A 16,906-nucleotide genomic window follows, 5' to 3' on the forward strand; every position below is an offset into this window, starting at 1 on the left:
TCCGCTGGTGGTGGCCCTCGACAGGGCAGCAGACCGGACGCCGGAGACCGGCGGCCTACAACTGCGTGACAGTGGGTCGCCGGGGACTCGAACCCCGAACCCTTCGATCCCGAGAGAGAAGGAAGCGTGCCCATGACCGCACGAGACGGAAAGCCGGCACGCTAGAAAGCCGAATGCTCTAGCCAGTTGAGCTAGCGACCCAGGCGCCGATCATTGCACGGCCCGAGTCGCCGCTGCCAACCGTTTTGCCGCCTGTGGACAACGCCCGTTCCTGTCGTACCGGGCGGCTAACCTTCGCGGCACCGGAGACGGATCTGGGAGAGGATTCGCGATGCGTAGGTTCGTCATGCCCGATGAGGACGCCTGGGCGCTGCCCGAGGTCTGGCGCCGGGAGCTGCGCCCACGCCGGGGTGGGCCGGCCGTTCCCGGCCACGAGATTCCCGGCGACGCGGTCGACCGGTTACGCGCCTCACTGGCGAGTCCCGACGTGGTGCAGGCGCTGCAACGGGTCCGCGACCGGGCGGTGATCTACGACGCGGAGCTGCTGGCGGCCGGCGAGGCGCATCTGGACGGCTGGCGCGCCCCCGGCGGTCCCGGTGGCGAGCCGGACCCACGTGCGGCCGCGGCGGCCGCCCTGCTCACTCGCCCGACCATCTACGAGATGGGCGAGCGGCTCGTGCACGCGTGGGTGTCCCGGTTCGGGCTCGTGTTCGCGGTTCGGGCCGCCGGGGAGATGACACGGCTGGTCGCCGACGGCGCGCTGTGGACGATCGACCCCGCTCCGGAGAAGACCTACGAGCGGCTGTGGCGCGGCGACGACCTGCATGACCTCGCACGCGTGGCGCGCGTCCTGCGGGCACAGCTGGCGACCGCGACCGACAGCGACTACGAGGAGGCCTGCCGGCTCCTCTCCCGGTGCCGGACCTCCCCTGTCGGGCGGATCGTGACGTCCTACCTGGTGCCCACACAAACAGCCTGGGTGGAGGAGGACTGCGCGGCGGCCGCCGCGGGCTGGCCCGGCGCACCGGACCACGGTGAGGAGTTCAGCTGGGGCGATCACCGATACCTGTCCGACCTCCTGCTCCTGGCCGTCGGCACCCTCGACCAGCTGGTCCTGCTCAGCGGAGCCCTGGCCGGACGCTTCCACGGCTACCGGGACCACAGTGTGGTCGGCACGGTGCTGGACGCGGTCGGGCCCGCCGCCGTCGTCGTCCTGCTCGGCGATCAGTTCTATCGCAAACTGCTGCGTCTCCACGAGGACGGGTGGATCAACCGGGAGCGGCTCCACCCGGACGCGGTCCGCCTGCTCGCCGAGGTGCCTTCCGATGACGCCATCCGGATGGTCTTCCGGGAGGTCGTGATCCTGAAGCCACGTCCGGGGCTGGCGCTGAAGACGAAGGTGCTGACCCGGTTCCCGGTGCGGGCGCTGCGGGTCCTCGCCGAACTGGAGGCCGGGGAGGGGCATCCGGTGTTCACCGGCATCCTCGGGTTCCACCTGCTCACCGAACCACGACTGCTGCCAGCCGTCGCCGGTTCCCTGCCAGCAGCTGCACGGGCCCGCGCCGAAGAGATCGTGGCTACCGGCGGCGCGGGCATCGGAGCGGCCTGGGCGGAGGTGCTCGACAACCACGAGCGGTGGGACCGGCCCAGCCTCGACAGCGCCGATGAGCTGAAGAAGGTGATCAGCACGCTGGCCGCGATCCCGACCGAGGAGGCTCTGGGCCGGATCGTCGACCGCGTCGAGCGGAGACACTTCCGGTCGGCGCTGCTCACCGCCGCCAAGCGGGATCCGGGGTTGGCGCTGCGGGTGCTGGCGGCCAAGGCAGCCGACGAGACCGTCGCCGAGCTGCTGCACAACCATGTGCTCGCCTATCCGCAGGCGGTCGTGGAGACACTTCCCGACCTCGACGACGAGGCCCGCGCCCGGGTGGAGGCGATCACCGGCCCGGTAACGAGCAGCCCGGCGACATCGAGCGGTCCGGTGCTTGTGGCGGGATCGATCGTGACACCGCACGTGCTGGCGGGGCCGCCGCGCCGTGCTGACGGCAGGCCGATACGGGCGACGGGCCTGCCGGAGTGGCTGGTTCAGCCGATCCTGCCCGTCGTGACGTTGCGCGATGGCGGCGGGCAGCTCTCCCCCGACGCGGTGCGCCATCTGTGCGGGCTGGTCACCGCTTCGAAGATCGCCGCGGCGCACCCTGGGATCACCGAGGTCCGTGCGGCGTGCGAACGGGCCTCTCTGGCCGCGTTCGCGTGGGCGATCTTCGAGCAGTGGAAGGCCGCCCAGTACCCGGCACGGAGCAACATGGCGATGGTGGCTCTCGCCGTGCTGGGCGACGACGACATCGTGGCGCCGCTGGTGGCGCACTTCGCGGAGTGGACGGGCGCCACCATGCGGGTCCGCACCGGCATGGCGGTGATCGCCGCGATCGGCACCGACACGGCGCTCACCCAGCTCGACCGGCTGGCGCGCAAGGCGAAGAGCAAAGGTTTCCGCAGGTTCGCCGCGGAGCACCTCGACGAGGTGGCCGCCGCCCGTGGGCTGCGGCCCGAGGAGCTGGCCGACCGGATCGTGCCCGGTCTGGGTCTCGACGCGGACGGTCGTGCCGTCCTCGACTACGGGCCGCGCCGGTTCACCGTCGGCTTCGACGAGCAGTTCCAGCCGTCCGTCACCGATACCCACGGCAGGCGGCTGACCCGGCTGCCGCGCCCGGCCGCCGCCGACGATGCGGAGCTCGCAGCCGCCGCCCAGCGCCGGTTCACCGAGCTGAGGAAGGACTTGCGGACCATCGCCGGCGAGCGTGCCCGCGCCCTCGAGGAGGCGATGGCGATGGGCCGTCGCTGGACCGGCGCCGACTTCCACCGGCTCTTCGTCGACCACCCGCTGCACTGGCAGCTCACCCGCCGCCTGGTGTGGGCGGCCTTCGACGGGCAGGGCCGGGTGGCAGCCACCTTCCGTGCGGCTGAGGACCGCACCTTCGCCGACATCGATGACAAGACGTGGACCCTCGATCCGGCCGCGACCGTCGGGGTGGCGCATCCGTGGCACTTCGGCGCCGACGGGGCGGGCTGGGCGGAGATCTTCGCCGACTACGCGATCATCCAGCCGTTCCCGCAGGTCGGCCGGGAACTGTTCACGCTCGGCGACCTCGATGTGGACGCCGCTGTCGGCAGCACGGTCGAGAGCCGCCGGATCTACGCGCTGACCGCCCGCGGCTGGCGTTTCGGCCACGGCCACGGCTCGCTGCTGCGCGACTGGCCCGGTGACGTCACGATCGAGCTGGCGTTCGGGCCGGGCTACCACTGGCAGGAGCCGGACCTGCCACAGAGCCTGACCGCCATCAGCGGCGACCTGACCGCCCTCGATCCGGTCGGCGTCTCGGAGGTGGTCCGCGACGTCCAGTCGCTCCTGACCTGACACCCCCGCCCGGCCCGGCCCGGCACGATCGATTGCGGCCTCGACGCCCGCGCCGCCGGCGGGAGCCGGAGCGCGCGAGCCGGAGCGCGCGAGCCGGGACGCGCGAGCCGGAGCGCGCAAGCCGGGACGCGCGAGCCGGAGCGCGCGAGCCGGGACGCGGGAGCGGTCGGGCTACCTGGTCAGGCGGGTGCTGCTCAAGGTCTGCGGCTCGTCGGAGACCACGCGGAGGAAGGCGGGCTCGACCGGGGGGATCTTGACGGCCTTGTCCTTCTTCGACGGGGCCAGGGTGTAGGTGGCGGTCTCCCCCGCCGGGAGCGTTTCCGGGCCGGTCTGGATCTTCCAGAAGTCGGCGATCGTCACGCCGGTCACCACCGAGAAGTGCGGGGTCACCGGGGCGGACGAGCGGTTCGTGACGTCGACCGTGAGCGCGTTCAACGTCTCGCCCGCCACGACCGGGGTCTGCACCCGGAAGGTCAGCGGCTGCGGGGTGGCCACGGCGATCACGAAACACGCCGCGGCGGGCAGGAAGAGGGCGGCCGTCACGGCGGCGCGGGCACGTACCGAGGACGGGAGGCGGAGTTGGTAGGCGTCGGCGAAGTCGGCACGGGACGTGGTGACCAGGGCGACCAGCCACAGGGGCATGGTGAGCAGCCAGTAGCCGTCCTGGGAGCGGGTCGACACCATGAAGATCACCCACGGGAGCACGGCGATCGCCGGGCCGATCCTGCGCAGGAACAACGCGAAGGTGACCAGCAGCGCGGCCAGCAGCAGCTGCGTGGCGCGGCCGTAGAAGTCCAGGCCGCCGCTGCCGCCGACGACGTAGTGGGTGATACCTGCCAGGCCCTGACCGTGCGGGACGGCGTGCTGCAACAGCGGCTCGAACACCCCGGTCAGCCACGCGTGCGGCGTCTTGATCGCGAACGGCAGGCTGGACAGGGCGAAGACGGCGAGCGCTGTTCCCCCGTACCGCAGAAGCAACAGGAAGGTGCCGCGCAGCCGCAGCGTGGGCAGGCGCAGCATGATCAGGCCGACCACCAGGAACAGCGCGAGGAACCAACCCAGCTGATGGATCGAACAGGCCGCGCCGAGGGCCGCGGCGCGGCCGAGGCCGAACCGGCCGAGACGCCCGTCGCGGCCGATCGACGGCCAGCTCCACAGGGCCAGGCAGAGGAACGGCAGGGCGATCACCGACGGGTAGGCGTTGTCCGCGTACGCCGTGAACGTGCCCAGCCCGAGCACCCCGAGCGTCGCGATCGGCCGCAACGGCCGCGGCGCCACCAGGAAGATGAACAGCACCGTGGCCAGCAGCGCCAGCCAGGAGACCAGCACGATGCCGACCAGGTTCGGGAAGATCCTCTGCACGACGGCGCCGATCTCGACACCGAGCGGCGGATAGCCGAAGTCGAAGACCGTCCGCCCGTCCATCAGCTGTGTCGGCAGGCCGGGCTCGATGCCCTTCCACGTCGCCGTGTACGGGTTACGGCCGTCGGCCAGCCCGCGGGCCGCCGCGTCCATCAGCATGCCCTCGTCGACCGTCAGCTTTTTCAGCCCGGCGACACCGCCCCACGCGCCGACCGACTTGATCGTGATCGCGGTCACCAGCACACCGATGTCGAGCCGGGCCAGCGTCCGCCGGTGCGCCGCACACAGCGTGATCACCGCGAAGACCAGCATCGCCAGGTAACAGCCGGTGATCAGCAGCGCCAGCCACGGACGGGTCAGAGCATGCGCGTTCCAGAACGAGCGGGTGTTCACCACCAGGCCCATCACCGCGGCGAGGCTCAACCCCCGGTGCAACCACAGCACCAGATCAGGCCCGGCCGGAGAACTCACCCGCTCCAACCGCGCCGTAACCGCCTCGCCCCACGAGGGCTCCTTCACGTCCTGAATCACCGGCGCATCGTACTAGCAGGTAGGGCGGAATCCGCCGGGGCGGCCGACATCTCGCGATGGCCGGCCGCCCGACGGGCCGGACGAACGTCAGGGCTTGAGCGCGGTGGCGTACGCCGCCGAACCGATCAGCTCGAGCGACACCTGCAACCGCTCCAGGCTGATGTTCTTGGCGATGGTGTCCTCCGGGCTGTGGTAGGGGGGTTCGAGCAGCGCCGGCGACGCCTCGCCGCGCCAGGAGAAGTTGGCCGCCGCGATGCCGACCTCCTGGAACGACTGGTGGTCGCTGGACCCGCGCAGGGTGACCGGGGAGATCCGCGGGTCGTAGCCGAGCCGCACCGCGGCCGCGGTGACCTCGTCGGTGGCCCGGTTGGCGAGCCCGGTGAAGGACAGCAGCCAGTACCGGGTGGCCGGGTCCCAGCTGGTGGCGACCATGTCGTTCTGGTAGACGCAGACGATCCGGTCGCGTTCCTCCTGCGGCAGCTGGGCCACGTAGTAGCGGGAGCCGATCAGGCCCTGCTCCTCGGAGCCCCACAGCGCGAACCGCAGCGATGCCTCGGTGCGCAGTCCGCGCAGCGCCCGCGCCAGTTCCAGGTTGAGCACGGTGCCGGAGCCGTCGTCGTTGGCGCCCGGCGACCCGATCACCGAGTCGTAGTGGGCGCTGACCATGACCACCTTGCCGGTGGTCGTACGGCGGCTGTCGGCGATCACGTTGTGCGAGGTGAGGCCGCGGTGTGCGGTGGTCTTGACGGTCAGTTTGAGGCGTCCGGCGGCGAGCAGTTCGCGGAGCCGGTGCTTCTGCGCCTGGGCGACGCCGACGACCGGGATCGGCGCCGGGTTCTCCGCGAGGCCGGGCAGCTGGGGGCTGAACGCCGACGCGCGGCGCGGTTCGACCAGGTCGACGGGGAGGAAGATGACGGCCGCGGCGCCCTGGGCGACGGCGGTGGCGACCTGTGTCTCGCGGTCGGCGAGCGTGTAGTCGACCAGCACGATCTTGCCCTTGACGTCGGCCGGGTAGTCGGCGGCGGCGCCGGCCTTCACGTCCACCACCTCGCCGCGGACCCGGGTGTCGAGCGCGGCGTGCGGGGAGGCGCCGGCCTGCCAGATGAGGTCCTTCGGCAGGCCGCGGGGCGAGTCGAGCTGGGCGAGGAACTTGTCGGCCACCGGGAACGGCTGCAACGTCACGTGGTAACCGAGGAGGTCGAGCACCCCGGCGATGTAGTCGGCCGCGATCTTCTCGGAGCGGGTGCCGCCGATGCGCGGGCCGATGCCGAGGGACAGCACCTTGAGGTGCTGGAGCGCGCGTTCGGCGGAGACGCGCTTCGCCACCTGGTGATCGCCACCGGTCAGCGTCGGTGGGCGGACCGCTCCCGGGCGCTGGTCGGTGACCGCCCAGGCCGGGGCCGGCAGCGCGACGGTGGCCGCGCCGCCCATGGCGATGGTGAGCATCCGGCGGCGGCTCAGTGAGGTCTTTGGTGTGTCCAAGGCTCCCCCTCGTGGCGGGGGACCGGCGCTCCGGTCGGAAGGCCGGTCCACATTAGGGGGAAGACTATGATCTATATAGCTCAGTTTCAATGACGTGCCGGTTCCGCCCCGTCATCGGAACGTACGTGGCCATCGCCCGACATGCGGCAAGATCCCCAGGTTGATCAACCTTTCGTGCGGTCCAATCCATTGACAGTGTTCGATTGCAGCGCTTACCGTCAGCCGAGGAAAGCGCTTACCCGCAGCTTGCGGCCCGGACCACCGACCGGACCGCGAGTCACCGTCGCCTACCCCGGGCGGCGCCGCCATCCGTCCCCCAACGGAGGAACCCCCATGTCCCCGTCACGCCGTACCGTCCTGTCCGCACTGTCCGCCGGTGTCCTGGCCACGGGCGGCCTCGCCGTCATCGGCCCGGCCGCCCCCGCCTGGGCCGCCGAGTCCAGTCCCGTCGGCTACGCCAGCATGAACGGCGGCACCTCCGGCGGCTCGTCCTCGACCGTGGTCACCGTGACCACCGCGGCCGCCCTCAAGTCGGCGCTCAGCTCCGGCACCTCGCAGACCGTCCGGGTCTCCGGATTGATCACCATCTCCGGCATGTACAGCGTCGCCTCGAACAAGACGATCCTGGGAGTGGGCTCCAACTCCGGCATCACCGGCGGTGGCCTCAACCTCTCCAGCGTCCGCAACGTGATCATCCGCAACCTGGTGTTCCGCAACGCGAGCGACGACTCGATCAACGTGCAGGAGGGCACCACCAACGTCTGGATCGACCACAACGACCTGGCCAGCGGCTACGACGGCCTGATCGACATCAAGCGCGGCTCGGACTTCATCACAGTCTCCTGGAACCGGCTGCACAACCACGACAAGTCGATGCTGCTCGGCCACAGTGACGACAACGCCTCCCAGGACACCGGGAAGCTGCGGGTCACCTACAAGCACAACTGGTTCGAGGGCACCGGCCAGCGGCACCCGCGGGTCCGCTTCGCCAACCCGGTGCACGTGCTGAACAACTACTACAGCAACATCGGCTCCTACGGCGTCGCCTCCACCGAGAACGCGGGCGTCTACGTCGAGCGCAACTACTTCGAGAACGTCGCGACCCCCACGGTCACCCAGACCGGCGACTCCGACCCGGGCAACCTGAAGGTGCTCAACAACTACAAGGTCAACTCCGGCACCGAGCAGGTCCGCAACGGCGCCAGCGTCGCGGCGATCCCCTACTCGTACACCCCGCAGGCCAACAACACGGTCAAGGCCACCGTCGTGGCCGGCGCGGGCGTCGGCAAGATCTGACGAAAGCACCCCGATGGCGCTCGCCCTCCGCGGGTGGGCGCCATCTCTTTCTTTCTTGTACGGGCTACGAGTCCTCTTCTTGGTTGTGGCGTGTTTCGTCGTCAGTTCGCCTGTCAGGGTGATTCGGCAACGGCTCTTCGAGAGATCGACGGCCCGCCTGGCCAGCCCTGGATCTTGGGCGCTGCTCTCCCGTTAGTGCGATCTTGAACGTTGATCCCCACCCCGGAGTCTTTGCTGGTCAGCCGCGGTCTGACGTCAAGCACCGCATCGGGTGAACCGCCGCCGAGGTACGGGGGAATATAGCGCAGAAAGCGCCTTTCATCCTCACGTCAGCGCCTCATCGAGTCCGTTTTACGCGCTTCGCCCCGCAGCTTTTCGCGATCTTGGTGAGTTGACCACCTCCCGAGGTGGGCAACTCACCAAGATCTGGCCCCGCTGCCCTTTCCTCGGTTGAGGAATTGCGGAAATGGGCGCGGACAGCCAAGAAAGAGGCTCCCCGGCACCAACGGAGACCCAGGAACGACTTCGGCGGCCTGATCTTGGGTTTCCGTTGCCCTCGAGCAGGCAACGGCGCTCGAGATCGCACCTGAGGTGGAACCGCGCTCGAGATCATCCGGCGAGTGGGTTGAGCCTGGCGTGGAAGCCGTCGAGCATTGCTTCCAGGCCAGCCCCGTACCACTGCTGGTAGTAGTCGGCGGCAGCTGTGACGGGGCGTGGACGATGGCCCGGCGTCGGGCGGCGTACCGACCTGGGCAAAGCCTGCCCGAGCGTGTAAACGGTTACGAGGCAGTCAACTGACCCAGAGTCCTCCGTACAGACCTACGAATTGCCTGGTCACTTGTACAGAGGACTTCGGACATTGGCACCGGGCGCCACTTCCGCCGGGCTTTGCGATGTGGTCCATCGAACGGGCGCCCTCGCCGGGCAGTGACTCGTCACCGCGAGTCCACCCGGCGACCTGGTGATCAACTCCCGAACCGGCCGTCGAGGTGGCACAGCGTTCGGTGAACCCGATCCGCCGCCACGACGTAGCCGGAGGAAAGGGCCATTCGCGGAAGGGGACCGAATGAAGGCGCTCGCGAGTCCGCAGTCCCTCTGGCGCGTCCTGATCATCCTGGTCGCGGTGGCCGGCCTGTACGGCGACTACCACCGCATCATGGAGTACACGACCCAGAGCGCGGTCCTCGTGATCGGCTACTACGTGGTGGCCCTCCATCTGATGGCCCGCCGTACGACGACCGAGGCACCCGCCCCTCGCCTGCGCACCGCGATCCTGTCCTGGATCCTCCTGGACGCCGCGATGCTCCAGATCCTCACCGGCGGCTACAACCCGCTGCCCGGCCTGGCCCACACCGAGGCCCCCGGCGACTACCTCGGCACCGCCACCACCGCACTGATCGCGAACTGGTCGTTCTTCCTGCTCCACTACGTCCTGCCGCTGATGGTCCTGGTCGACTGGCTGGCGTTCCGCCCCTACGGCGCCACCCGCTGGCGCGACCTGCCGATCTGGCTGCTCTACCCGCTCGGCTACTCCACCGTCACGGTCGCCCGCAGCGCCCTGTTCCCGCTGGCCGAGTACAGCGCCCCGTACCGCTACCTCGACCTGGACCGCGGCTTCCCGGCGGTGGGCTCCTGGGTCCTCACCCTGAGCCTCGCCTACCTGGCCGGAAGCGCGATGCTCATCGCCGTCGACCACTCCCGCGCTCCCCGCATCCCGTCCGCGTGGCCGCCCGAAACCACCCCGGACGACACCGGCCTCGATGACGCCTGGCAGCACACCGCCGACCCCGACGACCCGTGGAGGCCGTCCGAGGATCAGCCGGCACCAATCCCAGGACCGAGCATCCCAGGATCGAGCCCAGAACCAGGCCCAGGACCAGGCCTAGGACCAGGCCCAGGACCAGGCCCAGGACCAGGCCCAGGACCAGGCCCAGGACCAGGCCCAGGACCAGGCCCAGGACCAGGCCCAGGACCGGGCAACCCAGGACCGGGCAACCCAGGACCGTCCAGCCGAAAACCGGGTATCCCAGGAGCGGGCAGCCCAGGAGCGCACGATCCGCGGAGGCCGGCTGCCGATCCACGGGAACCCACCACCGCGACGCACGGCCCGACCGAGACGACGGCCAGGTCCCATCGACCCGGCCAGAGAACCTCCGAAGACCGGAACCGGCGCGAGCAGGCTGCTGCGGCACCTTCTTCCGGCTGGCCGCCCGCCTCCGCGGATTCCGGCCCCGCTCGGGAACCCGCGACCGCCACCGGCTGGCAGTACAGCCCCGCCGAACCCACCGCTCCCTGGGTGGGCACATCGGTGCGGTCACCCGCCGATCGACGGCAGGCCCGGGTAGAGCCCACCGCTGACCGCCGACAGGCCCCGATAGAACCCACCACCGACCGACGGCAGACCCCGATAGAACCCACCACCGACCGACGGCGCGCCCCGATAGAACCCACCACTAACCGGCGACAGGCCCCGATAGAACCCACCACCGACCGACGGCAGACCCCCGTGGAATCCAGCGCCGACCGGCGCGGCGTTCCCGCTGGGCCCGGCCCCGCATGGGCCGCGCCTCCGAGTGGTGCCGGCCCGGCCCGGGCGACCGTGCCGGTGGAGGCCCGGCCCAGCGGGCGACGACCGTCCCAGACGCGCCGGCCGGGCGACCACGTGGACGACCGAAACGACCGATCCCGCGGCCACGCGGGAGGCGACAACGCCTGGCCCCGCGGCCATACGGAAGTCGACAGCCCCTGGCCCCATGGCCGCGGGGAAGAAGACAACCCCTGGCCCGATGGCCGCCGGGGCGAGGGCAGCCCCTGGCCCAGCGGGCCGCGGGGATCGGAATCGGTCTGGCCGGGTGAGGTGACGGACGGTACGGCCGGCTCGCGCGGGTCCGTGGGTGGGACCGGATCCGATGTGCCTTCGGAGGAACCCGAGGGTGTGTGGAAGCCGCCCCGGCGGGTGTGAGTGTCCTTTCCGCGCCCGTCGGTGGCCTCAGCCACCGCATCAGCCCGGTGGTCGCGCTGCGGCCCGGAGTGGGCAGGCGGTCGCGGGGAGCCGCGGTTCGGGGATGGTGCGGTTGCCGGGCGCTCAGTCCCGTACCGCAAAGTCGGTGTTGATCTCTGGTTGTTATCTTTCCGTTACCGATGGTTCAGAACCTCGGTGGGTGGGCGCGCATCGCACCTGATGTCAGCATGGGGCGGGAACGGAATCGGGGAGTGAGATGCGCAAGGTGGGGCTGGCCGCGGTGATGGTGGCTGCGGCTTTCGTGACGGGCGCCTGTGGACAGGGCGTGGAGCGGCTCGACGGGGCTGCCGCTCCGGATGGTGTCGGGGCCACTTCTCCGTCACCATCCGTAACACCGTCACCGTCGCCGTCGGTGTCGTCGGCTTCACCGAAGCCGTCGCAGACCTCGGCGGCGCCGCTGGTGCTGGGGCCGCGGGGGCTCGGGAAGCTGCGGCTGGGCATGACCGTGGAGGAAGCGCAGGCGACCGGGATGATCACCGGCTACCGCGTCGAGGAGTACCTGCACAACTGCGGCTACGCGAAGATCGAGGCCGGCAACGGGACAGGCAGCGTCCAGTTCACGCCGAACGGGTTGGGGCTGTCCAACATCCACGCCTACGGCGGCATCAGCACGCCGGAGGGGATCCGGCTGGGGAGCACCTACACGGCGGTGAAGAAGGCTTATCCGGATTTCGTGTTCGTGATCGACGACCGTGCGACCGAGGGTAATGGAATCGCCGACACGCCGGGTAACAGCAAGGCCCACTACTCGATCACCATCGACGACGGCGAGGTCACCGCGCTGGAGCTGGGCGCCGATGGTCAGCTCTGCCAGGAGTGATCAGCGGCGCAGCATGTCGCAGGCCGCGTCGAGGACGGCCTCGCGCAGTGGGGCGGCCGGGGCGTCGGGCAGGACCACCGTGCAGTCGCCGAGGCCGCCGATCGCCATCTGGACGCGGACCACGTCGGCGAGAGCCGGATCAGAACCGGTCAGCATGGTCACCATGCGGCGGCGCCAGTCGCCGACCGCGGACGCCAGGTCGACCATCGCCAGGATGCTCGGGTCGCGCATGATCATCGCGGTGACGTCGCGGTTGCGGTACGCCACGTCGAAGTAGGCGCCCAGCAGTTCCCGGGCGTCGGCGCCGGGGCCGAACCGGGCCAGCGCCTCCTCCACCTCGTCGATGAACGGCTGGACCAGGCTGCGGACCAGCTCGTCGCGGGACGCGAAATGGTAGTAGAGCGCGGGCTTGGTGACGCCGACCCGCTCGGCGATCTCCCGCAGGCTGACCTGGTGCACGCCCTTGGCCGCGATCAGCTCGAGGGCGGCGGCGCGGATCCGGTCGGCGGTCTCGGTGGTTCGGGCGCGGGGCACGTGCCGAAGTCTACTTACCGGACGGTAAACGTTGACACCCGGTGTTTTACTTACCGATAGGTCAACGAACGACCTCGGGAGGTCGCCGTGCACGCACTGATCTCCGGCGCCAGCGTCGCCGGGCCCGTTCTCGCCTACTGGCTGCGCCGGCACGGATGGCGGGTCACCGTCGTCGAGAGGGCCGCCGACGCGCGGGCCGGGGACGGTGGGCACGCGGTCGACCTGTTCGGGCCGGCCGTCGACGTGATCGAGCGGATGGGGCTGCTCGACCGGGTGCGCGAGGCGCGTACCCGCAACGACACGATCACCCTGTTCCGGGACGGGCGCGCGCCGATCACCCTGGCCACCGCCGACCTGGCCGCCGGGGTCCCCGGACGGCACATCGAGATCATGCGCGGCGTCCTCGCCGGGCTGCTGCACGAGGTCACCCGCGACGACGTCGACTACCGGTTCGGGACGGTGATCGAGCGGCTGGACGGCGCCACGGCGGTGCTGTCCGATGGGGACATCGTCGACGCCGACCTGGTGGTGGGCGCCGACGGGCTGCACTCCGGGGTGCGGGCGCTGGCCTTCGGGCCGGAGGAGCGGTACCGCCGGTTCCTCGGCGCCCACCTGGCCGTCTACACGCTGCCCGACGTGCTCGGGACCGGGCCGACGGTGGCGGCGTTCACCGCGCCGGGGCTGGCCGCCACCGTCTACCCGACGCTCGTGCCGGGGCTGTCCCGGGCGCTGTTCCTCGTGCGTACCGCGGAGATCCCGCACGACCGGCACGACCGGGACGCACAGAAGGAGATCCTTCGGGATCTCATCAGGGACCGGCTCGGACCTCGGGTGGCCGCGGTGCTGGAGCATCTCGGCCCGGCCGGGGACTTCTACTTCGACGACATCTCGCAGATCCGGATGGACTCCTGGTCGCGCGGCCCGGTCACGCTCGTCGGCGACGCGGGGTACGGCCCCGGCCCGGCCGTGGGTGGCGGCACCAGCCTGGCTGCGGCCGCGGCCTACGTGCTCGCCGCCGAACTGGCCACCGGCCCGGTCGACGGCGCGCTGCGGCGTTACGAGGCGGCGCTGGCCGGCCCGGTGCGGCACAGCCGGCGGATCGGCCCGTCCGTCCTCGGCGCGATCGTGCCCCGCAACCGGGCGCAGGTGTGGCTGACCGCGCAGGCCACCCGTCTGCTGCCCCGGCTGCCGGGGCCGGCGCGGCGGTGGCTCACCTCGTTCGGCGGCGGGCCGGCGGCGATGCTCGACGGGCTCGTCCTGCCTCCGATGGGCGCCACCCGTTCGTAGGACCAGCCCTTCATCGCCACGCTCCGGAGCGGGAGAAACGCACAGCGTCGCTCGTTAGGGGTGTTGACCCCATGTGCACGTCCGTCAATTCTGTGCGGCGGCACGGCAGGTCTACACGGGAGCGGGGCGAGGCATGAGCCGGGGCGGGCACACGATCCGCGGTCGCATCGTCCGGATGCTGGCCTTTCCGGTCGCGGCGATGCTGCTGCTGCTCGGCGTCGTGGTGGTGGAGGAGTTCGGCACCTACCGGCTGGCGGCGCGTACCGACCGGGCGATCACCCTGGATCTGGCCGTCCAGGCGATCTCCCAGGAGGTGCAGAACGAGCGCGGCGTGACGCTCGGGCTGCTCGCCGGCAACGAGGGCTTCCGTGCCGAGATCGTGGCGGCACGGCAACGGGTCGACGCGCAGATCGGCTCGGTCCGGCAGCTGATCGCCGACGACGGCGACCTGGACGGCCAGGTGACCGAGGCGCTCGACCAGGCGACCGCGCTGACCGGGATCCGCGAGGAGGTGGACGGCGGCGGCGCCGAGCGGGGCGAGGTCTTCGAGGAGTACAACGAGGTCCTCGACGAGCTGCGCGAGGTCTACTTCGCGCTGGACAACGCCTCGGACGCCACCATGCGGCTCGGCTCCGAGTCGCTGGCCATGCTCAACCTGGCCAAGGAGGCGAGCGCACAGCAGCGGGCCTACCTCAACGGGGTGTTCTCGGCCGGCGGGTTCGAGGAGGGCGAGTACCTCCGGTACGTGCGTCTGCGCGCCGACCTGGACGCCGCCCTCGCCGAGTTCGAGGAGTACGCCACCCCGGAGGCGCTCGCCGCCAAGGACCGGCTGTTCAGCACGGCGCAGGCCCAGCGGGCGGCCCAACTGGAGGCGCGGGCGCTGCGCTCCGGCGACGGGCAGATCCTGCGGGTCGACGCGCAGGGCTACTGGGCCGCCATGTCCACCGTCCTCGACGACATGTCGAAGCTGGCGCAGACCATCGGCGACTCGCTGCGGGCCCGCGCCGCCGTGCTCCTCGACGAGGCCAACCTGCGGTTGGCCGGGCTCGCCGCGGTGGTCCTGGTCTGCGTCGGGATCGCCGTCTATCTGGGTACGATCGCCGCGCAGTCGATCTCCAGCCCGCTCGCCGAACTCGCCGACGAGGCGAACCGGCTGGCCGGCGAGCGGCTGCCGGAGGCGGTGCGCCGGACCGCGGCCGGGGAGGCGACCGGGCCACCCGGTCCGGTGCGGGTCGCCGACCGGGCCAGCGCCGAGATGCGCCGGGTCGCGGACGCGTTCGACCGGGTGCAGGCGACGACGTACGCGCTCGCCACCGAGCAGGCCGAACTGCGCCGGGCCTCCGCCGACTCGCTGGCCAACCTGGGCCGCCGCAACCAGAACCTGCTGCGCCGCCAGCTCGGCTTCATCACCAAGCTGGAACGGGAGGAGGCCAGCCCGACCGGTCTGGCCAACCTGTTCGAGCTGGACCACCTGGCCACCCGCATGCGCCGCAACGCCGAGAGCCTGCTCGTGCTGGTCGGCGCGGCCAGCCCCCGGCAGTGGTCGCGGCCGCTGCCGCTGACCGACGTGATCCGGGCCGCGGTGTCCGAGGTGGAGGAGTACCGGCGGGTGTCGCTGCGCCGGCTGGACGAGGCGCTGGTGGCCGGGTCGGTGGCCAGCGGCCTGGCGCACATGCTCGCCGAGCTGATCGAGAACGGCCTGTCGTTCTCGCCGCCGGACCTGGACGTGGAGATCCACGGCCGGCTGGTCGACGACGGCTACCTGATCGCCATCTGCGACCAGGGCGTCGGGATGAGCGTGGACGAGCTGGAGCGGGCCAACCGGCGGCTGCGCGGTGAGGGCGACTTCCTCACGGCGCCGGCCCGGTTCCTCGGCCATTACGTGGTCGGCCGGCTGGCCGCCGAGATGGGCATCGAGGTCCAGCTGGCCCGGTCGGCGGTGACCGGTGTGACGGCCCGGGTGTCGCTGCCGGTGAGCCTGCTGGGCGGCGCCGCGGCCATCGATGAGCCGGCGCCGGTCAGTCCGGCCGCGGCGGCCCTGCCCGCACCCTCCGCCGTGACCGCCGCTCCGGAACCGCCCGTCGACTGGCCCTCCCTGCAACCGCCGGAGCCGGGGCCGCTCGCCGTGGAGGTCGACTACGTGGTCCTGGACCAGCGGCCGATGGTGCCCGCGCCCCGCCGGCCCGCCGAGAGCGGGCACACCGTCAACGGCCTGCGACGCCGTACGCCGAGGGCGCAGCGACCCCGGACCGAGCCGGCGCCGGCACTGCGACCGGAACCGTCCGCTGCGATCCCGGACTCACCGGAGGCGGTTCGGAGCCGCCTGACCGCCCTGCGCGCGGGCATCCAGCGCGGTGCCGGCCGGGACCGGCACCGGAATCAGTGAGGAGCTTTGTTGATGAGCGTCGAGGCGACGGCCGACCGGCACCAGTGCAACTGGCTGCTCGGCAACTTCGTCCATCAGACCGACGGGGTACGCGACGCGGTGGCCGTGTCCTCGGACGGTCTGCTGATCGCCAGCTCGGAGGGGCTGAGCCGGGCCGAGGCCGACCAGTTGGGCGCCATCGTGTCCAGCATGGCTAGCCTGGCCCGCAGCGCCTCCCGCCGGTACGACTTCGAGGGACTGAAACTGATCATGATCGAGATGCACCGGGGCTTCCTGGTGATCTCGGTGATCCCGGGCGGCAGCTGCCTGGGCGTGGTGGCCGGCGGGGACAGCGACCTGGGCCTGGTCGGGTACGAGATCTCCCTGCTCGCGGACCGGTTCGGCGACCTGCTGACCCCGGCCCTGATCGCCGAATCGCGGCAGCACCTCCCGCGATGAGCGAGGACCCGGTTGTCAGGCCGTTCATGCTCACCAATGGGCGCACCCAGCCGCTGCGCGACGGGCTGCGGATCGAGACCCAGCTGTACGCCGAGCCGGCCGCCCTGTCCGCGCCGCTGCGGTTCGAGGCCCGCCGGATCGTCGAACTGTGCCAGCGGCCGCGGTCGATCGCCGACCTGTCGTCCGCGCTCGGCGCCCCGCTGGGCGTGGTGCGGGTGATCGTCGCCGACCTGCTCACCCAGGGCCTGGTCCGGGCCGGCGAGATGCCCGGCGAGCTGACCACCGCGTTGATCGAGAGGATCAGGGATCGTGTTCGGGCGCTCTAACCCG

General features: G+C 71.3%; 11 protein-coding genes and 1 tRNA gene. 8 read left to right on the forward strand and 4 right to left on the reverse strand.

Translation table 11 applies throughout. From position 1 onward, the window contains the following. Nucleotides 1–72: 72 nt before the first annotated feature. Nucleotides 73–201: transfer RNA gene (locus tag IEZ13_RS27250), tRNA-OTHER, on the reverse strand. A gap of 130 nt (nt 202–331) precedes the next feature. Between IEZ13_RS27250 and IEZ13_RS27255 the strand changes: the two genes are divergently transcribed. After that, a complete protein-coding gene (locus tag IEZ13_RS27255) occupies nt 332–3,418 on the forward strand; it encodes a DUF4132 domain-containing protein (RefSeq protein WP_183218193.1) in 3,087 nt (1,028 codons plus the stop codon). Between the two features lie 171 nt (nt 3,419–3,589). Here the strand turns inward: IEZ13_RS27255 and IEZ13_RS27260 are convergent, their stop codons facing one another. Together IEZ13_RS27260 and IEZ13_RS27265 are read right to left on the reverse strand one after the other, a co-directional pair. Continuing rightward, nucleotides 3,590–5,311 carry a hypothetical protein gene (locus IEZ13_RS27260; protein WP_183218191.1) on the reverse strand — a complete coding sequence of 574 codons (1,722 nt, stop codon included), beginning with the start codon at nt 5,309–5,311 and terminating at the stop codon, nt 3,590–3,592. 87 nt (nt 5,312–5,398) lie between these two features. Then, the gene (locus tag IEZ13_RS27265; protein WP_229795082.1) at nt 5,399–6,793 is read right to left on the reverse strand and encodes a M28 family peptidase; all 1,395 of its coding nucleotides are present in this window, start codon (nt 6,791–6,793) and stop codon (nt 5,399–5,401) included. A gap of 333 nt (nt 6,794–7,126) precedes the next feature. Here IEZ13_RS27265 and IEZ13_RS27270 point away from each other — a divergent pair, with 333 nt between their 5' ends. The 3 genes from IEZ13_RS27270 (at nt 7,127) to IEZ13_RS27280 (ending at nt 11,931) form a co-directional block, all read left to right on the forward strand. Next, entirely contained in the window at nt 7,127–8,089 is a 963-nt protein-coding gene (locus tag IEZ13_RS27270) for a pectate lyase family protein (protein WP_183218190.1), read from the forward strand. Between the two features lie 1,066 nt (nt 8,090–9,155). Beyond that, complete coding sequence (locus tag IEZ13_RS27275; RefSeq protein ID WP_183218188.1) at nt 9,156–11,051, forward strand: Pr6Pr family membrane protein; 1,896 nt, start codon at nt 9,156–9,158, stop codon at nt 11,049–11,051. A 265-nt stretch (nt 11,052–11,316) separates the two neighbouring features. Next, nucleotides 11,317–11,931: a hypothetical protein gene (locus IEZ13_RS27280; RefSeq protein WP_183218186.1), complete on the forward strand. Its 615-nt coding sequence runs from the start codon at nt 11,317–11,319 to the stop codon at nt 11,929–11,931. Here IEZ13_RS27280 and IEZ13_RS27285 read toward each other — a convergent pair whose 3' ends face one another. Then, nucleotides 11,932–12,465 carry a TetR/AcrR family transcriptional regulator gene (locus IEZ13_RS27285; protein WP_183218184.1) on the reverse strand — a complete coding sequence of 178 codons (534 nt, stop codon included), beginning with the start codon at nt 12,463–12,465 and terminating at the stop codon, nt 11,932–11,934. An 87-nt stretch (nt 12,466–12,552) separates the two neighbouring features. Between IEZ13_RS27285 and IEZ13_RS27290 the strand changes: the two genes are divergently transcribed. The 4 genes from IEZ13_RS27290 to IEZ13_RS27305 all read left to right on the forward strand — a co-directional run bounded on the left by IEZ13_RS27290 (nt 12,553) and on the right by IEZ13_RS27305 (nt 16,902). After that, a complete protein-coding gene (locus IEZ13_RS27290; protein WP_183218182.1) occupies nt 12,553–13,752 on the forward strand; it encodes an FAD-dependent monooxygenase in 1,200 nt (399 codons plus the stop codon). A gap of 175 nt (nt 13,753–13,927) precedes the next feature. Then, complete coding sequence (locus tag IEZ13_RS27295) at nt 13,928–16,138, forward strand: nitrate- and nitrite sensing domain-containing protein (RefSeq protein ID WP_229795084.1); 2,211 nt, start codon at nt 13,928–13,930, stop codon at nt 16,136–16,138. 12 nt (nt 16,139–16,150) lie between these two features. Then, nucleotides 16,151–16,576 (forward strand): roadblock/LC7 domain-containing protein, encoded by a 426-nt coding sequence (locus IEZ13_RS27300; protein ID WP_183218178.1) that lies wholly within the window; start codon nt 16,151–16,153, stop codon nt 16,574–16,576. Beyond that, on the forward strand, nt 16,573–16,902 hold the full coding sequence (locus IEZ13_RS27305; protein ID WP_183218176.1) for a DUF742 domain-containing protein: 330 nt from the start codon (nt 16,573–16,575) through the stop codon (nt 16,900–16,902). Before IEZ13_RS27300 ends, IEZ13_RS27305 begins: the two co-directional genes overlap by 4 nt. Nucleotides 16,903–16,906: the final 4 nt, after the last annotated feature.

This window comes from Actinoplanes campanulatus (assembly GCF_014647795.1).
Classification (GTDB): Bacteria; Actinomycetota; Actinomycetes; order Mycobacteriales; family Micromonosporaceae; genus Actinoplanes; species Actinoplanes campanulatus.